The organism is Lentisphaerota bacterium, from assembly GCA_016873675.1.
Classification (GTDB): Bacteria; Verrucomicrobiota; Kiritimatiellia; order RFP12; family JAAYNR01; genus VGWG01.
In genome coordinates, this window is the sequence record VGWG01000067.1 from 1 (window position 1) to 16104 (window position 16104).

Consider the following 16104-nt stretch of genomic DNA (forward strand, 5'->3'; position numbering starts at 1 on the left):
CCCGGTCGGCGTCGTCCGCATAGATCGCCTGACGCCCCATTCCCCGTGACGTGATGTGGTACCACCCGCCCCCATGATGGTGTCGCAATTGCCTAGCCATGAACCCACTGTAGCGTGATCCTCTGACTAACGCAAGCGCAACATGTCTAATGTCTAATTACGACCCCTAGTGACCCCCGCCTCGTCGAGCCACCCTTGTTTGCGGAGCGTGATGCCGCAGGCGTTCAAACACTGCCATAATGATCCCCGAGCCCACGCCGCACAGGGGCTTCAACATTCATAATTGATCCTTCTTACTTTTCCTGTCCCCCCCCCCTTCATCGTTCATCCTTCATCCTTTCTGAAATCCCCGGCACGCCGCCGCAACTCCGGAAACACCCGCTTCACCAACGCATCCCGCTCCGCCTGCATGTCGTGGAACGTGCTGCTGACAAACACCCGGACTTTTCGTGATTCCTGATTCATACTGGTTTCCCGACGGTCACGGTAATCACAATGGGCGCGCCGGTGTCGGCATCGTAGAAGTCCGAGTCATCGAACAGGATGTTCCACAGCGCCGACAGCGCAAACTCGAAGGCATCAAAATTGGTCGTCTTGGTAGAATCCCCCGGCCCTACGAGGCAAACAAAGGCCCCTCCCACGCGCCATTCCAGTTCCCGTATCCCCCGGAATCGTTCGATTCTGATGTGCCGGATCTTCATGACACTCCCTCAGTGTAGCGGGACCTGTGGGGCCGCAGTCCATCCATTTGCCCGATCATGCGCTTGAACCCGGACGGACCTCAACTACACGGAACTGCATCTGGCCGGACTGATTCCCGCTCATCTGGCCAATTCCCGTCACGACGCTGAAATTGACGCGGTCGTCCCTTTTAAATCCCGTGTCGCTGACTATGATGTACCGAGCGAGCTCAGGGAAGCTATTCTTGAGCAGTTTGTGAACGGCGATATTGAAAGAGAGTGCGTTCGGGTTGGCCCAGTCTTTTGTGTACGACATTCTTGCCAATCGAGTCTTCTCGGTTGGAGCCGGAAGGTCGCCAGAATTCACGAAACCTAAGGCTATTGAGGTCGCTTCTTGAGCGGTAGGCAGGCGTTCCAACTGCCATACAACAAGATAAATGGGATCGAAATGTGGAAACTTTCGCGGGAAGCCTTCCTCATTTAAGGCGTCGACCGCTGCTTTCAAATCAGGCAGTTTCCCAGAATCCTGATCCGATCGGCAGCGCAGTAATCGTGGATTCCGGCGCGTGGGAGATGCTGCTCCTGTCGAGTCCTGCTTCGCACTGAGGAGACGCTGTTTCACTTCCTGCAGGCGCTTTTCGTAATGAGTACCGAACGTGATCCATTGCGATGTCTGTCTCATCTGCTCAATCGCGATTTCAAACGCGACCACCGCCGCTGGAGAATCGCCCAGGCGGGTGTATGCCTCTGCCAAGTGAGCGTAATCCGCAGCAGTCTCAGGCGAATTCCTATGGTGTTTTTCCGCATAACAAATAGCGTCCTCGATCTTTAGCGCGGCCATTTCCCATTCTCCGAGCAACTCGTACGTTGCGTAACACATTCCGAGAATTGCCATTCGTTCGTCGGAAGGCGCGCGGCCGACTACGCCAGCAAAGGCGACTTCCAAAGCACTCGTCGCTTCAAGCGCCTGTTCTTTATTGCCGGCTTCGGCTGCGGCTTTAGCTCGCATGGCCATTTCAGCCATTTCTCGGGTTATCGCTTTGGCCATGTTGTTGTTCTCCTGTGGGTGATCACGCACCTTTGAAAAAGTTTTCCGCGTAGTCGCCGAGTTCAATCCGCAACCTCTGGGTCAGCAACCGAATCCTCTCGTCGCCCGGAACTCTGACAATAGCTTGTTCAAGAAGGCTCAACGCAAGTTCTTTCAGTCGTCGCGGACTCGCATCTTCGACCTGAGTCTTGATGGAATCGGCCTGCTTCACATAGCAGCACGCCAATGGGTAAAGCACCTCTGTCCGGCTTGGACAAGCGCTATGAGCCCTTTTAAGACAGTCCAACGCACCAGGGAGCAGTGTCTCGAATTCAAGTTTGAGGATGCCCAAACGAATTAGCAGTTCAGGATGGTCCCCGTAAACATCTCGGCCAACTTCGTAACAATGCATCGCATCACCAAAACGTCGTAACGCCTCCCATCGTCGTCCTCGGTCGATGCAGGCTTGAACCTCCTCGGATATCGTGTTTGCATGCTGTTTCTCGCCACGGTCGATAATCATCGCCGTGCAGGTTGGTTGTGGCGGATTTCCCTCCTTCGAGCCGACGATGAAGATCTCATAGCGGTCCGGATCATTCAAGAAATGGCCGCCCCCTTGAGCAGCGATGTACTTTTTCATCTGCTCCGGTACGTCGCCTGCTGGGTCGTAGGGAAACGACATCGCAACAGGAACTTGACCAGACTTGTCGGCAAATGCGTCAAGGACATCGATATTGTGCGATTTGGCGTAAACCATGTTGATCCCGAACGCCAGGCCGAACCCTTCCTCTTCGCTCGGTCGTGAGTTCTCACGCAAGATGTAATAGGCGACGGTTTTCATTGAAGTCTTCTTTGGATGGTTCATGGACTCACTGGACTCCTTTCATTCGGCGATAGGAAAGTGCAAGGTAAATTGGTGCAGGGCGGGCCAGTTGCCGCGTTGTGCGCCATTATCGGCAACCTGCACAATCCCGTTACGAAATCGAACTCCCACTGCCGGGTCAGGTATGCAAATTGATGCTGCCCAAAAATCGGAGTGCAAAGAAGTTAGCCGAATACGTCCACTCTCGAAGGCCACCACGATGCATCCCTTGAAGTTTGTTTCGCGTTCAATAGCTATACCCTCAACACCAAGGTCTTCAGTAATCAGTCGGCGGGATTGAAGACAGCAGCCTTCCGCTATCGAACAGAAGAGTAGCGCATCATTTTCGCTTTGGCAGATGACTTCTTGAGACCCAACATGAACAACTCCTCTCCCAAGTCCAACAATCAAGATGTCCTTCTCCGGTATTTCGTCCAATGCTGTACAGAACCCCCGATATTCAATGGTCCCGCTGATTTGACCGGATGGGACTTCGACGAACAGGAGGTTGCGACGGAGATCGGGATCAAACGTCCCGCGCCCATTCGGACTTTCCAAGACCGTTGATTCCAAGGGAACCGCCAGGAGTTTCCCGTTGCGGCAGAAACGAAGTGGGGCGCGTTTGAGCGGGCGCGTTTGAACAGCCATGAACTGTGTCAAGGAGAGATCAAGGCGTTGTTCAAGCATGGGTTTACGATTACCAATTTCGTACATGATAAGCCGATCATTCTCAATTAAGGCCAAAAACCGTCCGTCGGACGATATGGTCATGGAATGCTTTTCGGCACCGCCGACCTGCTCCATATATTCCGGTTCTCCTGTTGAGGGAGTAAGGAAGTAAATCTCGTCATTTCGCGCGGCTACAATTCTTTCGCGCGTCTGGTCAATACAGAAACAGTTGCAGCCGAATGGTAGATAGCGGGAATCGGCAGTTGGAGAGTCTGTCCTCACTTTTTGGTTTCGGTCCAGAAAGACGAGATCTCTGGATCGATCAAGAAAGCGTACATCGTTTATCGGACCTGCTGGAAATCCACTTTGCCCAATTGACTTTGTCTTACATGCCTGTTTGACCGCGTCAATTTCAAACACTCGCACAACGCCGTTTGAGCCAGCGGTAGCCAGGTAATTGCCACACGATGAAAAACAGATGCTTGACACTTGGCCACGAACGCCAGGCCAGAATCCTGAGACTAACTCGAAATCACTTCCTGCATTGGGCTCAACCGAGATGTAGCCGTTGCGATGCCCCACAACAATCAGTCGGTGCTGCGGACAGTAGGCAAGACAAGTTCCGGTGCCTTGGATGAGATTGACTTCTCGCTTAAGTTCGCCCTCAAGACTACGAATGGCAAGAACCCCGTCCGCACCAATGGTCGCAATCTCCATGTCCTTCTCGAGAAAGGCGCAGGCGTTAATGCCACCTGAATGAACCACAGCGCAGAAACCGGTGCTCATCGCAAGCGTTCCGTCGCCGAAGCAAACCGCCATCACTTGTTCATTCGAGCTCACGCTTATGAAATTGACGTGTGGGATCCCTCCGACATACGGCATTTTTAATGGCTGGATGCGATCCGTGCCCCTGAAACGAACGATTCGAGCGATGTCATATCCGACCTCTGACACCAAGAATGTCCCTGACAGCGGGCATCCTGCAACTGCGCCCAAACTTGCCTCTGCCTCGCTGGTCAGCATCCGTTTCCATGTTCCGCTGCAAAATCGTTCGTCCCACAGGCTTTGGCAGGAGAACATCCACGCCTCATTGGGCCCCGCAATCACGAGGGACTGATCTGACACGAACGCCGCACCGGAAAAATTGCTCGTTGTCAGTGATTCTGTTTGATGGATCTCAGGCGCAGACCAGTTCCATTGAACGATTTTTCCCTCGGCATCGGCGTACAAAAGTTTGCCGCTATCAGCAGAGAAGCGCAGGAAGTGTACGAAGTCTTGTCGCAACGCTGTCTGGGCGAGATACGGGACGCCGGTACCACCGCTAAATCTGCTGAAACATGGACGGTCATTAGTCGCTTGGTCCAACCGACGCAATAGGCTGCCTTCGCGAGGTTGTGACGAAGAAGCCGCACCGATGTTCTGCAGTTCAATGCCAATCTGTGCGCCGATTGATGCAGGATCTACTGTAACTTGATCGAGAATACTTCCGAGAATTCGCCACAAAACGAAACTTTCACGGAACACCTCACTGATCTCAGGTTCCAGTTCCGGCAACTCCTGGCACAACTTGTCGAGGCGATGGAAGTCGTCAAGCAGGTCGAACGGTAGTTCGGCAGCGACTTTTGTTTCAAGGAACGCGATGTTTGTAAGCAATTGGCCGAGCCTTTCCGGTTGGTGGGCCTGACTCAACTGCCACGGAAACTCGGCCGATTTGCGTCTATTGGGTTCGCCATGAAGCATCGGCAAGTTGCGTACTCCTATCCAATTCTCTTGGCTCTCAAAGTACTCGGCCAGTCGCTGGTGCGGCTGCCAGTGAGCATCCGGCGCTTTCGCGAAATGTTCCTGCACCCATTCGGCTACCTGCAGATGGTAGAACGTCAGCACATTGGCACCGGGTGCGGCGCGCTCGGTGAGGTAGGGGGCGAGGTCGAAGCGGAGCCGCGACCAGATCGTAATGGGAATGCGAGTCGCATTTGGCGGCAGATCGTGGCGGTTCGTCACCGAAGCGTCATAGAGTTCCTTCTTGTATTCGGGGTCGGCGAAAAGGACTTCCAGGATTTCGGTCTCTGCCAGTCCATAGCGGGACGCGGCGAGATAACCCAACACGCGTTCCACCAGCAGCGAACCGTGGTTCGCAGGCAGGCTGAGCCGGCCGAACAGTTGCTTGAGGAGTGCAGGAACAGCCTCGGCCACCTTCGGTGCTTCATCATAGGACCGCCACAGCCGGGCTTCCTCGAACAGCAGCTTGAGATAGATCGGCTGACGGCAGACCGCCGACGCAAGTCGTTGCTCGATGCGTGCGCGCTGGTCCCGACTGACCGTGCGTCCCGCCTGGGGCAGCCAGCGCTCAAACAGCAGCGTCCTGGCTTCGGCCTCCGGGAACGCGTCCAGATTGATGAACGGTGTCGCTGGGAGTTGGCGTTTCTTGAGTTCGGCATACGGTTGGCCCTCCGAATCGTCCTCGGCCCGGTCGGACAGGCAGGAGACGACGAGCTTCACATAGGGCGGCAACTCGCCCAACGGAATCCAGGTGAGAAGGCGTCCGCTGTCCGCGTCGTAAAGCTGGTCGAGGGCGTCCAGAAACAGGATCAGTGGTAGCTGTAGCTTCTCGGCGGCCCGCAAGTGCTGGTCGAATTCGTCACGCAGCTCCTTGATGTCGGTGGGAAGCGCGCCTTCGCGCGGGTTTCGCTGCCGCAATTCCTGACAGAGACTTGTGAGCAGCCCGCGCAGGTCGGACGAGTGGGGCGTGACGCCGATGAAGCGCGTGATAATTGTGGATTTCGGATCTCGGATTTCAGATTGCAGCCCCTCCGATCCAGATTCCGCATTCCGCAATCCGCATTCCGCACTGGCCCGGGCCATCAACGCCGTCTTGCCGCAACCGGATGAACCATGCACCACCAGCGGCTGCCTTGAAGCATTCTGCAAATAGGCACGGATTGCCTTCAACTCGACTTCTCGCCCGACAAACGTTTCTTTGCCACCGCGCTCGCGACCAAAGCGCTGGTGCTCGTCCTGCTCGATCTTCAGTTCGCGCGTGGCGCGTTCAGGGGAGCCTTGTGTGCTCTTGTTCCAATACTCCTCGATCTGTCGTTTGATAATCGGCTCAAATCTCTTGAACACCGCATCACAGAATGCCTTGGTGGCTGCCTCAGAAGCGTCCAGGAGGATTCCGTCGCCTTCGCGTTTCAGACGGGAAAATGGAATGCGCAACGGCCCGTTTTTACCCAGCCTTAGCCGGATCACCTTCTTCAGCGCGGTCTGCCTCGCGGCTGCGGCAGGGTCGAACTCTCCGGAATCCGTCCGGTCAAAGAAGTCCTTCACCTCGGCGGCGGTGAAGTCCCTCCGGTTGTCGATCTCACGAAAACAGGCGATCACATGGCGTTCCGCGTTTGCCGCCGACAGGGCACCACACCAAATCTCCTGCTCGGTGGCTGAGGCCTGAAACCGGGCAAACTGCGGGATGGCGCGCTTGGGATATTGCGGGTCATTCACTTCGCCCACATGCCGCTCCCAATCCACGCCATCGAACCATCGTCCCTCTGCGGGGAACGCGGTGTTGATGAGGCTCCACAGAACCTGCTGGACATCCAGCCAATCCTGCGTGTCGTTGCCGTCCTTTGTGCGGGTGTAGTCGCGCCCTTTGCCAAGATTTTGGCGCGGTTGCAGGATGTAGTTCAGCGGAGCCCGGTCGGGGTCGGCCTCCGGCGGGTCCGGCAGCAAGACATTCTCGTCGCAACGATACCATGCCCTCAGAATCGCCAGCGGATCGAGACCTTGACCACGCCTGACTTCCCCATTCGTGCCTGCGCTGAGCGGCGTCGAAGGGCTATTCGTGACCTTCGTGGTTGCCACTCTCTCCAGTTCCTGAAACTCACTTTCCGAAATCGCTTCCGGCAAAGGCCGCCAGCCATAGCGGTCGCCGAGCAAGACGAGAAAATTGGGCTCCGGCGAGATCTCCTGCGCCCGCCGCAGCTCATCGAAGCAGATCCTCATCGTCCGGTGATCCAAGCCAGCCTCGGTCGAGACGCCCCAGCGTAGATCAATGGCCTGGAACTGAAACCCGCTTTTCTGGCAAAGCTCTTCCAGCTTGGGATACACCTCGGCCGCGAGCGCATTGCGCTCGTGCTTCATGTCGCTGAACGTCGAACTGACGAACACGCGGATGACGGGGCGGAGACGGGGGGAGGTGGTTTGATAGGTCATGGTTCATTCCTCCCACAGAGTCGGCAATGGCACGAGCCAAAGCTTGTCGCCAAACGGAATCAGTTTGTCGCCGGTGTAGAGAACCGCCCCGGTGACGAACTTCTCGCCGAGTTGACCCCGCAACTCTTTCAGGGCCGCGAAGTCGGATGTGCCCACGGTGGCGCTGGTTCCATTGAGCAGCACGGCCGTCGTGGCGGCCATGGCCCGCCTGATGGAATCCTGAATGTGTCTCTGAATCATGGTGAGATAGTAACCACTTTGTGGTGATTTTGCGAGCGGCTGTTTTGCCTGTGTTCGGCATCCGGCGAAAGAAAGCGAGAAACAGCCGCGAGTGGGCGATGCCGTGCGCGAGATAAAGCTGCCAGTCCGCGCCGGTGGTGATGGCGTGCTGGTCGAAGAAGGGCGTGAGTTCGCGGCCAGAGCTGAATTTCCGATGCTCTGCCTGGATTTCTTCAACGAAACGGGTGATCCAGCCCGAGGTGTTGTCGCTCCGGGCGTAGGAGACGAAGAAGTCGCGGATGTCAGGTTGGGTGGCCATACATTAATGGAGTGTGACCTAGCCGTACTTCGGGTAGAGCCAGTGCTTGCCGACCTGAGTGCGTGGCTGCTGACACTCGGGGTATATCGCTTCGGGTGGCATGGGTCATTTTTCCGAGACGTGATACATGGGGCCTTTTTTTCGAATGATCGAGAAGCCTGCGAGGCTGACCTGCTCGGGGATCTTTTGGACGTTGTTGCGGTCTTTCTTCTTCTGCGGCTCTTTCAGTTCGGCATAAGGAATGAGCAAATTGTGACTGTGAATCGCGTCCTTACGCTCGCCTAGAATCCATCCGTTCGCTTTTTTGAGCATGACCCACATGTCGTGCTCCTCTTCAGCGAGCATTTCGAGGGTGTTGGGTTCGGAGAGGATTTCAAGCACCTGTTCGTCGGTCAGGATATCCCCGCTGTCGGGAGTTTGGACGATTTGCAGCCCGGCGAGCCCGAGCAACCAGGGAATGCGCATGGCTGCCGCAGTGTTGTCCGCTTTCTGCTCGGGCGGCAGATTGGGGTAGGGGGTGTTATTCGGGTTTTCTCGTTCCGCGAGCGGGATGTAAGACAGGTGGATGGCCGGGGCGAGTTTCTCCGCAAGGCATTGGAATTCCGCATCGTGAGTAAGGATCGCCTTGAAGGCGGCGGCGCCTTTCTGCCGGATTTTGCCCTTCGAGTCGCGAATATCGTCCACATTCATCGCGAGGACGGCATCGCTGGGGAGGTCGGAAGGGAGATAGCGGGTACGGCCTGCGGCGTTGCCGCGAATGGCCAACACGATCTTCTCGAACGAGCGAGATCCGTTGGTGTAACGCGGCGTTTCGAGCAATGCGGAGAGGAGTCCGGGATCCATCTCAAGCCGCTGGTCAGGTTTCAATTTCAGCTTTGCACGCAGGAGGAGGGCGCGACGAAGGGGGTAGCTGACGTCGTCTGGATTGGGGTCTTGTCCACCGTTCCAGTCACGTTTGATCTGCTGGTTCGGCCCAAGGATGTTGAGGGTGCCGTGAAGGCGGCTCATGAAGTCAGGGCCTTTTGCGAGCTTGAAGTTGTTCCAATCGGCGGTTTGCTCGGGGGTGAGGGTGCCTTCTGTGGGCGGCTTGGGGCCGAAGTGCTCGGCGTCATCGCTGGTGCCGCCGGCGAAAACAAAGATACAACGGCCAAGCGGATGGGTGATCTGGCCTTCCTGGAAGACACCGTCGTTCATGGGGGCAAGCAACAGTTTGAGCCATTTGTATTGGTCCGAGTCGAATTCGTCCCAGAAGACGACCGGCAGCTTGCCGCGAAGCACCTCGTCGCGGACCTGATGGAGGGCGCCGGCCAAGTCGGCTTCGTCGAATTGCGAAAGGTTGAATTTGCATATCTTGCCCTCATCGCCGAGCACCTGCCCGGCAATCTGTTCAATGCCGAAGGATTTGCCGGCACCGGGAGGGCCAAAGACGGCGAGGGAGAGGGGTTTGGTGTCTTTGCCTGCTTTGTAGGTTCGGATGAGGGTCTTGAAATTACGGAGCGCTTCGATTTCGCTGCGGTCGGCGGTGAGGAGTTCCCCGAAACAGGCATGAGGGATGGCGCGCAATTCGCGTTTGCCGGTGAGCGCAAAACGCCGGGCCAGGCCGTGGAGCGGACTTCCCTGTGAACCGCAGGCGGCGATGCGCCAGCAGGAATCCGGCTCTCGGATTCTTTGAGCCGGGATTTCGACATCGCCGAAGTTCCCGAACACATCGCGCTTAAGACCGTCGAATGCGGATGGATCGTTACGCAGTACCCGGGCCATACGGGCGGAAGGAATCCCGGGTTCAGTATTATTCTCTGTTGCATCGACTGGGCCGTGCCCGAGTACGTGGAGCAGGCGCATGGCGAGAAGCCCGCGCGGTATCGCAGCGGCGATGGCCATGATCCGATCCTGCCCTAAAGCCAGTTGCGCGGCAAGTGCAGCGGACATGGCACACGCGGATCCGTAGACGTCGCCGTCGATGTGATGCTCCTGAGCCCACTCCCCTTCCATGTGGACGGGGTCAAAGATGAGACGGTAGGTGGCGTCATTCGAGGCGTCGGTTGTTCTGCTGCGCCAGACGGCACCTTCGCCGTGTATGGTAACCACCACGTCACGGCAGGAACGGAGATCGGCAAGGGTCGGGTTGAATTCGAGTTCGCGTGCGATCTCCAGGGCCGTGCGCTCCCAAGAGACGCGGCAACTCACGCGTACCGCTTCGGTACGGAGCCGGCTGAGCGAGAGCAGTACAACCGACCGGGCGGGGACTCCGGCGCAGACTCCACGCCACCAGAGTTCGCCTCGGCAGAAGGGGGGGGCCATTTTCCAAACCACGGTTGCATCCGGTCGCATCCAAAATGGTTCATGCGGAAGCGTTTCTCCATGCGGGTGCCGGTAGCAATTGGCGTGATCCACCAAGACGAGCACGCCGGGATTGTAGCCATCAGGAATCGGGGCCGGGCCTTCCGGCTTGGGGAAAACAAAGCTGGCATCGCAGACGCCCGAACCAATGGAGCGCCCGACGCGCCAGATTTTAGTCTTATCGCCCTTGTCAGCGAAACGCTCTCCCAGCGGACAAGGACGCCAGACGCCGAAGGTGGGCGGAGCGACGAGATTGCTTGAAATGTGGGCGGTCTTAATTAAGGAAACTTGCGGTGCTTTTTCCAATTGGTTGATTTCGATTTTCGCTTTCAGCTCGCTCTCAGACAATTCCTGCTTCGCTACAGCCAAAGCCTTTTCCGCAACCGGTACGAACGCCATATTCTCCTTAACCCATGCAGCGAGCATACGCTGAACAAGCCCGGCTCCACCGAGGCTATGGCGCATCGTGGTGCGTGTGCCGGGCGGCGGGTTGTCTGCGCCGGAGTGGAGGTAAATGTCAAAGTCAGAGCCGGCGTCGCCTGCAACGAGGATATCAAAGATCGGTTTCGTTTCACGCATTTGGATACTCCTATGATTTATAGACTATAACCCACCCGACGTTAATACGCACGCCCAAACTTTGGACCTGTCGGGCCGTAACCCGGGACACAATCTCACCATTCAGCCATTACGAACAACTGGATTTCTATGGGCCGTGTTAGCACGTAAGGCCCTAATCGCCGCACCACCTGCCGGCAGCGGGCTTGTAACGCCCGCTGTACTGTCTTTGATCCACCATGGCAATACCACACATCCCCGCAACGCCCTCCGGGGGGCGTCACGCACGCAGGTGTCCGAGCGGGATCGCAAACAGGCGATCACTCTGCCATGCGCTTACTCAAGGATTCGGTTTTTGAGACGCCGGAGCTGCAGGATCCGTTTTTCAAGCAGCCAGACCAGCCACGCGTCTTTCGTCACCAGATCGTTCTCCAGATCGCTCCATGTGCTGGCGGCGTCGATGAAGGCGCGGCAATAGGCCTCCCACGCCTGCTGGGTGACGGCGAAAGCCGCGGCGTCCGGCAGCATCCCGCCCTGACCTCCGGATTCGATCAGGGCGGTCACCTCGCCGCGCAGGCGCCGGTACTCGTCCCATGTCCGGCGCTCATCACCGGGTATCGGCGTCAGCATCCCTTCCTCAAGCAGCATCAGGTCGAGCGCCATGTCCTGCAGCAGGGCGTTCTCGTGTGCGGCGTGTCGGAGCCGACCGCCGGGGCCCAAGAAATGCGTCTCGCTGGCGGTTTGCAGGGCGACGAACCGCTTGCCGCAACGATAGGCGTCGCGATGCTCGCTGTACGCCGAACGCCTGCGCTCGTGGTAGGCCAGATAGCGACCGATCTCGCGCGGCGTGTCGAAAGCGATCCCGGCGGTGCCCGCAGCAAAGAGATCGCCGACATTCTGATCCCACGTACAATGCTCCTGCGCATAGAGATATGCGTGCCGCAGGTTCGCATAGAGGGCGTCGCGTCCGCCGCCGCTCCTGGCCAGTATCCGCTGGAAAAAGTCCCAACGGAAAGCGGGGTCGTGCGCGTAATGCCAGGCGAGGCTGAGCAGGTACCCCGGTTCGCCGTCTCCCCACAAATCGAGATCGACCTCTTCCGTGTCCCAGTATGCCCTCCGATCGCCCCAATCGAATGGTGTGGACGCGCTGAGGTAAAGGGTTAGCTCGATCTTGGGCTCGCCCTCAAGCCGCAGGCCGGGATGGGCCGCCTTGACGCTCTGGTAGATATCCTGCGCGCGCACGGGATCGGCCGAAAAAAAGCTACGCGGATTGAAGACCAGCAGGTCCAGGACACGCTCCAGACTCTGCGGATCGCCCTGGCGCGCGAGCGCCTCCAACCGTCGCACCTCTTGTTCATGCGCTTCCAGCAACGTGCGCGCAAGCTCCGGCGGCGTCCACTCCTGAGCCGTACCGCGGGGATACGCGCAGATGCGCATCAGATCGCTGGACCGATATTCAACAAAGAGTATCATCTCGTAAGGATCGCGTTCAGGACGCAAGGTCGCCGCCACATGGCGCCGGACATCCGGCGCGGGAACCTCCGGCAGCAGCCGCGCGAAGAGTCTGGTGAAGGCGGCGTCGGCGCGATCCGTATCGCTGTACGGACGAAACAGGTTCTGTTCCGTCCGCCGCGACTCCTCCGCCTGCCCGCCCTTATCGTCCGGCGCTCGCCCCAACGCCTCCAACCGACGGGCGCAGACGTGTTCGATGAGTGCCACGGTTCGCTCGCAAATCTGCTCCTGCAGCAACATGATGGCGATCAACACGCCCGAGCCGCCATGCCTGTTGCGGAGAACCGCATATCGCTCGGCATGGCGCTTGGCGGCGTCATACGCCTCTTCGACGAGCAGCCGGATATCGGCGGGATACGGCGCTGCGCACATGCGCAGCCGCTCCTGCCGCGCCTGCTCCTGGTCGCGGCTCTCGGCATAGAGGCGGCGCTCCATGGCGGCCGTGCATTGAAACCACGAGGTGGACGCCTCTTCGTCCGGACTTTCGGATGCGGTGTCATCACCGCATCCGGGAACATCATCGGGGGTGCGGAAGCGCCACAGGTTGAAGCGCAAGCGCCGCCAGCGGGAGAGCGAACGAGCATCAACCGGTGTCTGCTTGCCGTCCAACCTTTCGATTTGTGTATGTACGGCCACGGTTTTCAGGCAGCGCTCCTTTGTCCAGGTCTCGCCCTCCTCATTCTCGGCGCTGGTCACGACCGCTTCGGCCCGGCCGTCGCCGTCCACATCGGCCAGCCGCAGCCACCAGCAATCCGGCTTGAAGAAATCTTCCAGCATGCCGTTGATCGTGCCGATCCACAGACAGCGTCCTGTCCGGTCCACGATACTCGCTTCACCTGAGACTCCATAGATACGACCGTTACCGAGCGTGTAAACAATAAAGAGATCCGCCCATTCGTTGGTCGCGATTTGGACGGGGATGGCAGCCACGGTTTCGCGTTGGACATTGCCATTAGGGTACATCACCAATAAATCCGCATTTTCCCATCCAAAGTAATAGTCAAACGTCCCGTCCCGGTATGTGAAACGGCGTGTCGGCACCGGATCGGCCCGTGCCGAGACCCAAAGCGCTGCAAGCAGCGCGATCACCGCCGCCGTCACGCCTGCCAGTCCCCACAGCGCGAGCCGCCGCAATTTCCGAAGTAGTTGGCTTCGCTCGGTCATGTATGGTTAGCTTCCTTTACCTGCAATCCACGCGTGCTCTTACCTCAGCGGGCTTGTAACGCCCGCTGTACTTGTGTCTCGGTACAGCAGGCGCTACGAGCCTGAGCGAGTACGCTCGCAGTCAGGCGAGCCTGCTGCCATTTTGCTCACATGGTGCAGAAAGAACGCCGCATCCCAAAAACTGAGGGATTCCTGCTCGCGCAGCGGGAGGAACCGTTGGACGTCCTGTCGGGCCACGGCCCAGTCAATCCGCTCAATGGCTGTCCGTAGATTCGCGATCAGCCACGGCCCTGTCACGCTCGTCTGCTGGTCCGCCCATGGTCCCTGTTGGCGAAGGGCGTTGCGCAGCAACTCCAGATCGGGCCGGACGCCACGCGCCACATACCACACGAAATCATACCAGTCGCGCCCTTTGACGTAGGATCGGCAGAGCAGCGCGTGCAATTTGAGAGCGAAACTCGATTCAAGGGTCTGGGTTGTCAGGGGCGCCGTCACGGGAAAGGTGATGTAGCTGGTGGTGAAGGCCGAACCGGCCGGCGGGTTGGTGTCGATCTCCAGCTTGATGCGGAGTTTGCGGGCGTGATACCGCTCGAAGGGCAAGTCCAGCATCAGGAGCTTCCCGATGGAGTCGGTCTTGAGAAAGGCCTTACGAACGGCCGATGCAGCCTCGGCCTTGTCCTGCACCTCAAAGGCAATGCCTTCCTGGGCGCAGTCCCGTCGAACGGACTCCAGATAACCCTGCCAGCGGAAGGCCGGGGCGGGCCGCTTGAGCAGGAAATCCAAATCCTCCGAGAATCGGTTGATCCCGTTGACGATCCGCAGGCAGGTGCCGCCGTGAAAGATGGCTTCCGCAAACAGGCCGGCACGCGAAAGACTGGTCAGCACATAGTGCTGCATCATCTCCTGCAACACGTTGTCCTGTTCCACCGCGTTCGATGGCGCGTACTCGCGCAGTTTTGCGCTCAAAACCCTATCCAGCATGACGGACCGATCCTTTCAATCCCTGCAGGTAAGCGCGCACCCGCCGACTGCGAAAACTCTCCAGAAGCTCGTCCATCCCCTCGAATGAGAGTGCGCCCAGGTCGTCTGCCTCGATGCGCAGCGATTCGGTCAGGTAACTCATGCCGTTCTGGTCCCACGTGATTGACTTGTTGAGATAGACCAAGTCGGCGATCGCGCGGAGGGGGGTGGCGATGAACGCCCAGGCATTGCGCGACACCTCCACAGCCTCCACACCGGCCCGGGGCGCGCGCACCGGCACCCGGTGGAAACTGAACACCCCTGCCGGCGTGTGAAACTCCCGACTGCGCGCGACTGTGATGCTGCTGACCTGATAGACCGCCTCGGGGATCAGTCCGTGATGCGCCAGGGCGGACTCCAAACTGACATGGGACGGTGCGTGCAGGCTGGCGGCCAGCACAAACGGATGCGGCTCGGTTTTCCGATACGGCGGTGCCAGCACAAACAGCCCAGGTTTCAGGCGCAGGATTTCACCCGCTTGACTGGCCCGATGCACCAGCAATGCGCGCGCACCGGCAGACCCATCCGGAAACAGGTTTGCGACAACCGTTTCATCGAACAACCCGCCCGGCGGAGCCAACTTCAATACGTGTTCGGTCAGTTTCTGCATTTGTGCAGCTACATTACTCGTTTCGTAATCCGTGCGCAAGACTATATCGTATATCCATGATGCCAACCTCTTCTTCTCGCTGCCTGCTGCTCTTCCGTTCGCCTCAGCGGGCTTGTAACGCCCGCTGTACTTGGCCTCCCGGTACAGCAGGCGCTACCTGCCTGAGCGAGTACGCTCGCAGTCAGGCGAGCCTGCTGCCATGGCGCGTGAGTGTCAAGCGCCAGTCGCTTCGCCTCAGCGGGTTCACAGCCCCCGCTGTACTCTCTCTTTCTCTGTAGATGTCTATTCCTGCTGCTGGCTCTGGATGAACGCGACCAGTTCCTGGAACAGGGCCGGATCGTCGCGCTGGAGTCTGGCGGCGATCTCCTGGAATCTGGACTGATCGCGCATGATCTCTTCAAGCACGGCGCGCAGTTTGGGCGAGGGACCGCTTCCGGTCTGCCCGCCCGCTCCTCCAAGATCGACCCCGTGCCGCCCGGCCAGTTCTGCAAGTGTGGCGCGGATCTCGTCCTCAGGCTTTCCCATCGACTGGAGTAGGCTGGCATAGTTTCCGAACGCCGGCTGCAAATGCGGGTGTGGATGCCCGGAGTCACGGGTGAACTTCAGGAAGATTTCCACCATTCGCCGCATCAGGGGTTCCGCGTCCGCGAGCCGGTTGGTGGCCTTAAGCAACTGAGCCAAGTTGTTGAGGTCTATGGCGACGGACGGATGGTTCTCCCCGTAGCTTTGCTCATCGATCTTGAGGGCGCGGCGCATCAGGGGTTCCGCGTCCGCGAGCCGGTTGGTGGCCTGAAGCAACTGAGCCAAGTTGTTGAGGCGAATGGCGACGGACGGATGGTTCTCCCCGTAGCTTTGCTCATCGATCTTGAGGGCGCGGCGCATCAGGGGTTCCGCGTCCGCGAGCCGGTTGGTGGCCTG

At 58.5% G+C, this 16104-nt stretch carries 11 protein-coding genes; all 11 read right to left on the minus strand.

Annotated elements, in window-relative coordinates; translation table 11 throughout:
* Window positions 1-324 precede the first annotated feature (324 nt).
* The gene (locus FJ222_08830; protein ID MBM4164524.1) at window positions 325-465 is read right to left on the minus strand and encodes a DUF4062 domain-containing protein; all 141 of its coding nucleotides are present in this window, start codon (window positions 463-465) and stop codon (window positions 325-327) included.
* On the minus strand, window positions 462-701 hold the full coding sequence (locus FJ222_08835; GenBank protein ID MBM4164525.1) for an ATP-binding protein: 240 nt from the start codon (window positions 699-701) through the stop codon (window positions 462-464). The genes FJ222_08830 and FJ222_08835 overlap by 4 nt, the downstream gene beginning before the upstream one ends.
* A gap of 55 nt (window positions 702-756) precedes the next feature.
* The gene (locus FJ222_08840) at window positions 757-1728 is read right to left on the minus strand and encodes a hypothetical protein (GenBank protein MBM4164526.1); all 972 of its coding nucleotides are present in this window, start codon (window positions 1726-1728) and stop codon (window positions 757-759) included.
* 22 nt (window positions 1729-1750) lie between these two features.
* Complete coding sequence (locus FJ222_08845; protein ID MBM4164527.1) at window positions 1751-2572, minus strand: hypothetical protein; 822 nt, start codon at window positions 2570-2572, stop codon at window positions 1751-1753.
* Window positions 2573-2590: 18 nt separating this feature from the next.
* Complete coding sequence (locus FJ222_08850) at window positions 2591-7444, minus strand: DUF4062 domain-containing protein (protein MBM4164528.1); 4854 nt, start codon at window positions 7442-7444, stop codon at window positions 2591-2593.
* A gap of 3 nt (window positions 7445-7447) precedes the next feature.
* Window positions 7448-7684: a hypothetical protein gene (locus FJ222_08855; GenBank protein ID MBM4164529.1), complete on the minus strand. Its 237-nt coding sequence runs from the start codon at window positions 7682-7684 to the stop codon at window positions 7448-7450.
* A 403-nt stretch (window positions 7685-8087) separates the two neighbouring features.
* Window positions 8088-10901 carry a hypothetical protein gene (locus FJ222_08860; protein MBM4164530.1) on the minus strand — a complete coding sequence of 938 codons (2814 nt, stop codon included), beginning with the start codon at window positions 10899-10901 and terminating at the stop codon, window positions 8088-8090.
* 315 nt (window positions 10902-11216) lie between these two features.
* Window positions 11217-13556 (minus strand): LamG domain-containing protein, encoded by a 2340-nt coding sequence (locus FJ222_08865; GenBank protein MBM4164531.1) that lies wholly within the window; start codon window positions 13554-13556, stop codon window positions 11217-11219.
* A gap of 93 nt (window positions 13557-13649) precedes the next feature.
* Window positions 13650-14537, minus strand: coding sequence for a nucleotidyl transferase AbiEii/AbiGii toxin family protein (locus FJ222_08870; GenBank protein MBM4164532.1), 888 nt, complete (start codon window positions 14535-14537; stop codon window positions 13650-13652).
* Window positions 14527-15186 (minus strand): hypothetical protein, encoded by a 660-nt coding sequence (locus tag FJ222_08875; protein MBM4164533.1) that lies wholly within the window; start codon window positions 15184-15186, stop codon window positions 14527-14529. Before FJ222_08875 ends, FJ222_08870 begins: the two co-directional genes overlap by 11 nt.
* Window positions 15187-15468: 282 nt before the next feature.
* Window positions 15469-16104: tetratricopeptide repeat protein (locus tag FJ222_08880; protein MBM4164534.1), on the minus strand; the 636-nt coding region annotated here is incomplete at its 5' end.

Excerpts from the sequence above, each read along its gene's own strand:
- FJ222_08870 (MBM4164532.1), bottom strand. The coding sequence starts at position 14,537 with ATGCTGGATAGGGTTTTGAGCGCAAAACTGCGCGAGTACGCGCCATCG.
- FJ222_08855 (MBM4164529.1), bottom strand. The coding sequence starts at position 7,684 with ATGATTCAGAGACACATTCAGGATTCCATCAGGCGGGCCATGGCCGCC.
- FJ222_08850 (MBM4164528.1), bottom strand. The coding sequence starts at position 7,444 with ATGACCTATCAAACCACCTCCCCCCGTCTCCGCCCCGTCATCCGCGTG.
- FJ222_08860 (MBM4164530.1), bottom strand. The coding sequence starts at position 10,901 with ATGCGTGAAACGAAACCGATCTTTGATATCCTCGTTGCAGGCGACGCC.
- FJ222_08865 (MBM4164531.1), bottom strand. The coding sequence starts at position 13,556 with ATGACCGAGCGAAGCCAACTACTTCGGAAATTGCGGCGGCTCGCGCTG.
- FJ222_08830 (MBM4164524.1), bottom strand. The coding sequence starts at position 465 with ATGAATCAGGAATCACGAAAAGTCCGGGTGTTTGTCAGCAGCACGTTC.
- FJ222_08845 (MBM4164527.1), bottom strand. The coding sequence starts at position 2,572 with ATGAACCATCCAAAGAAGACTTCAATGAAAACCGTCGCCTATTACATC.
- FJ222_08835 (MBM4164525.1), bottom strand. The coding sequence starts at position 701 with ATGAAGATCCGGCACATCAGAATCGAACGATTCCGGGGGATACGGGAA.
- FJ222_08840 (MBM4164526.1), bottom strand. The coding sequence starts at position 1,728 with ATGGCCAAAGCGATAACCCGAGAAATGGCTGAAATGGCCATGCGAGCT.
- FJ222_08875 (MBM4164533.1), bottom strand. The coding sequence starts at position 15,186 with ATGCAGAAACTGACCGAACACGTATTGAAGTTGGCTCCGCCGGGCGGG.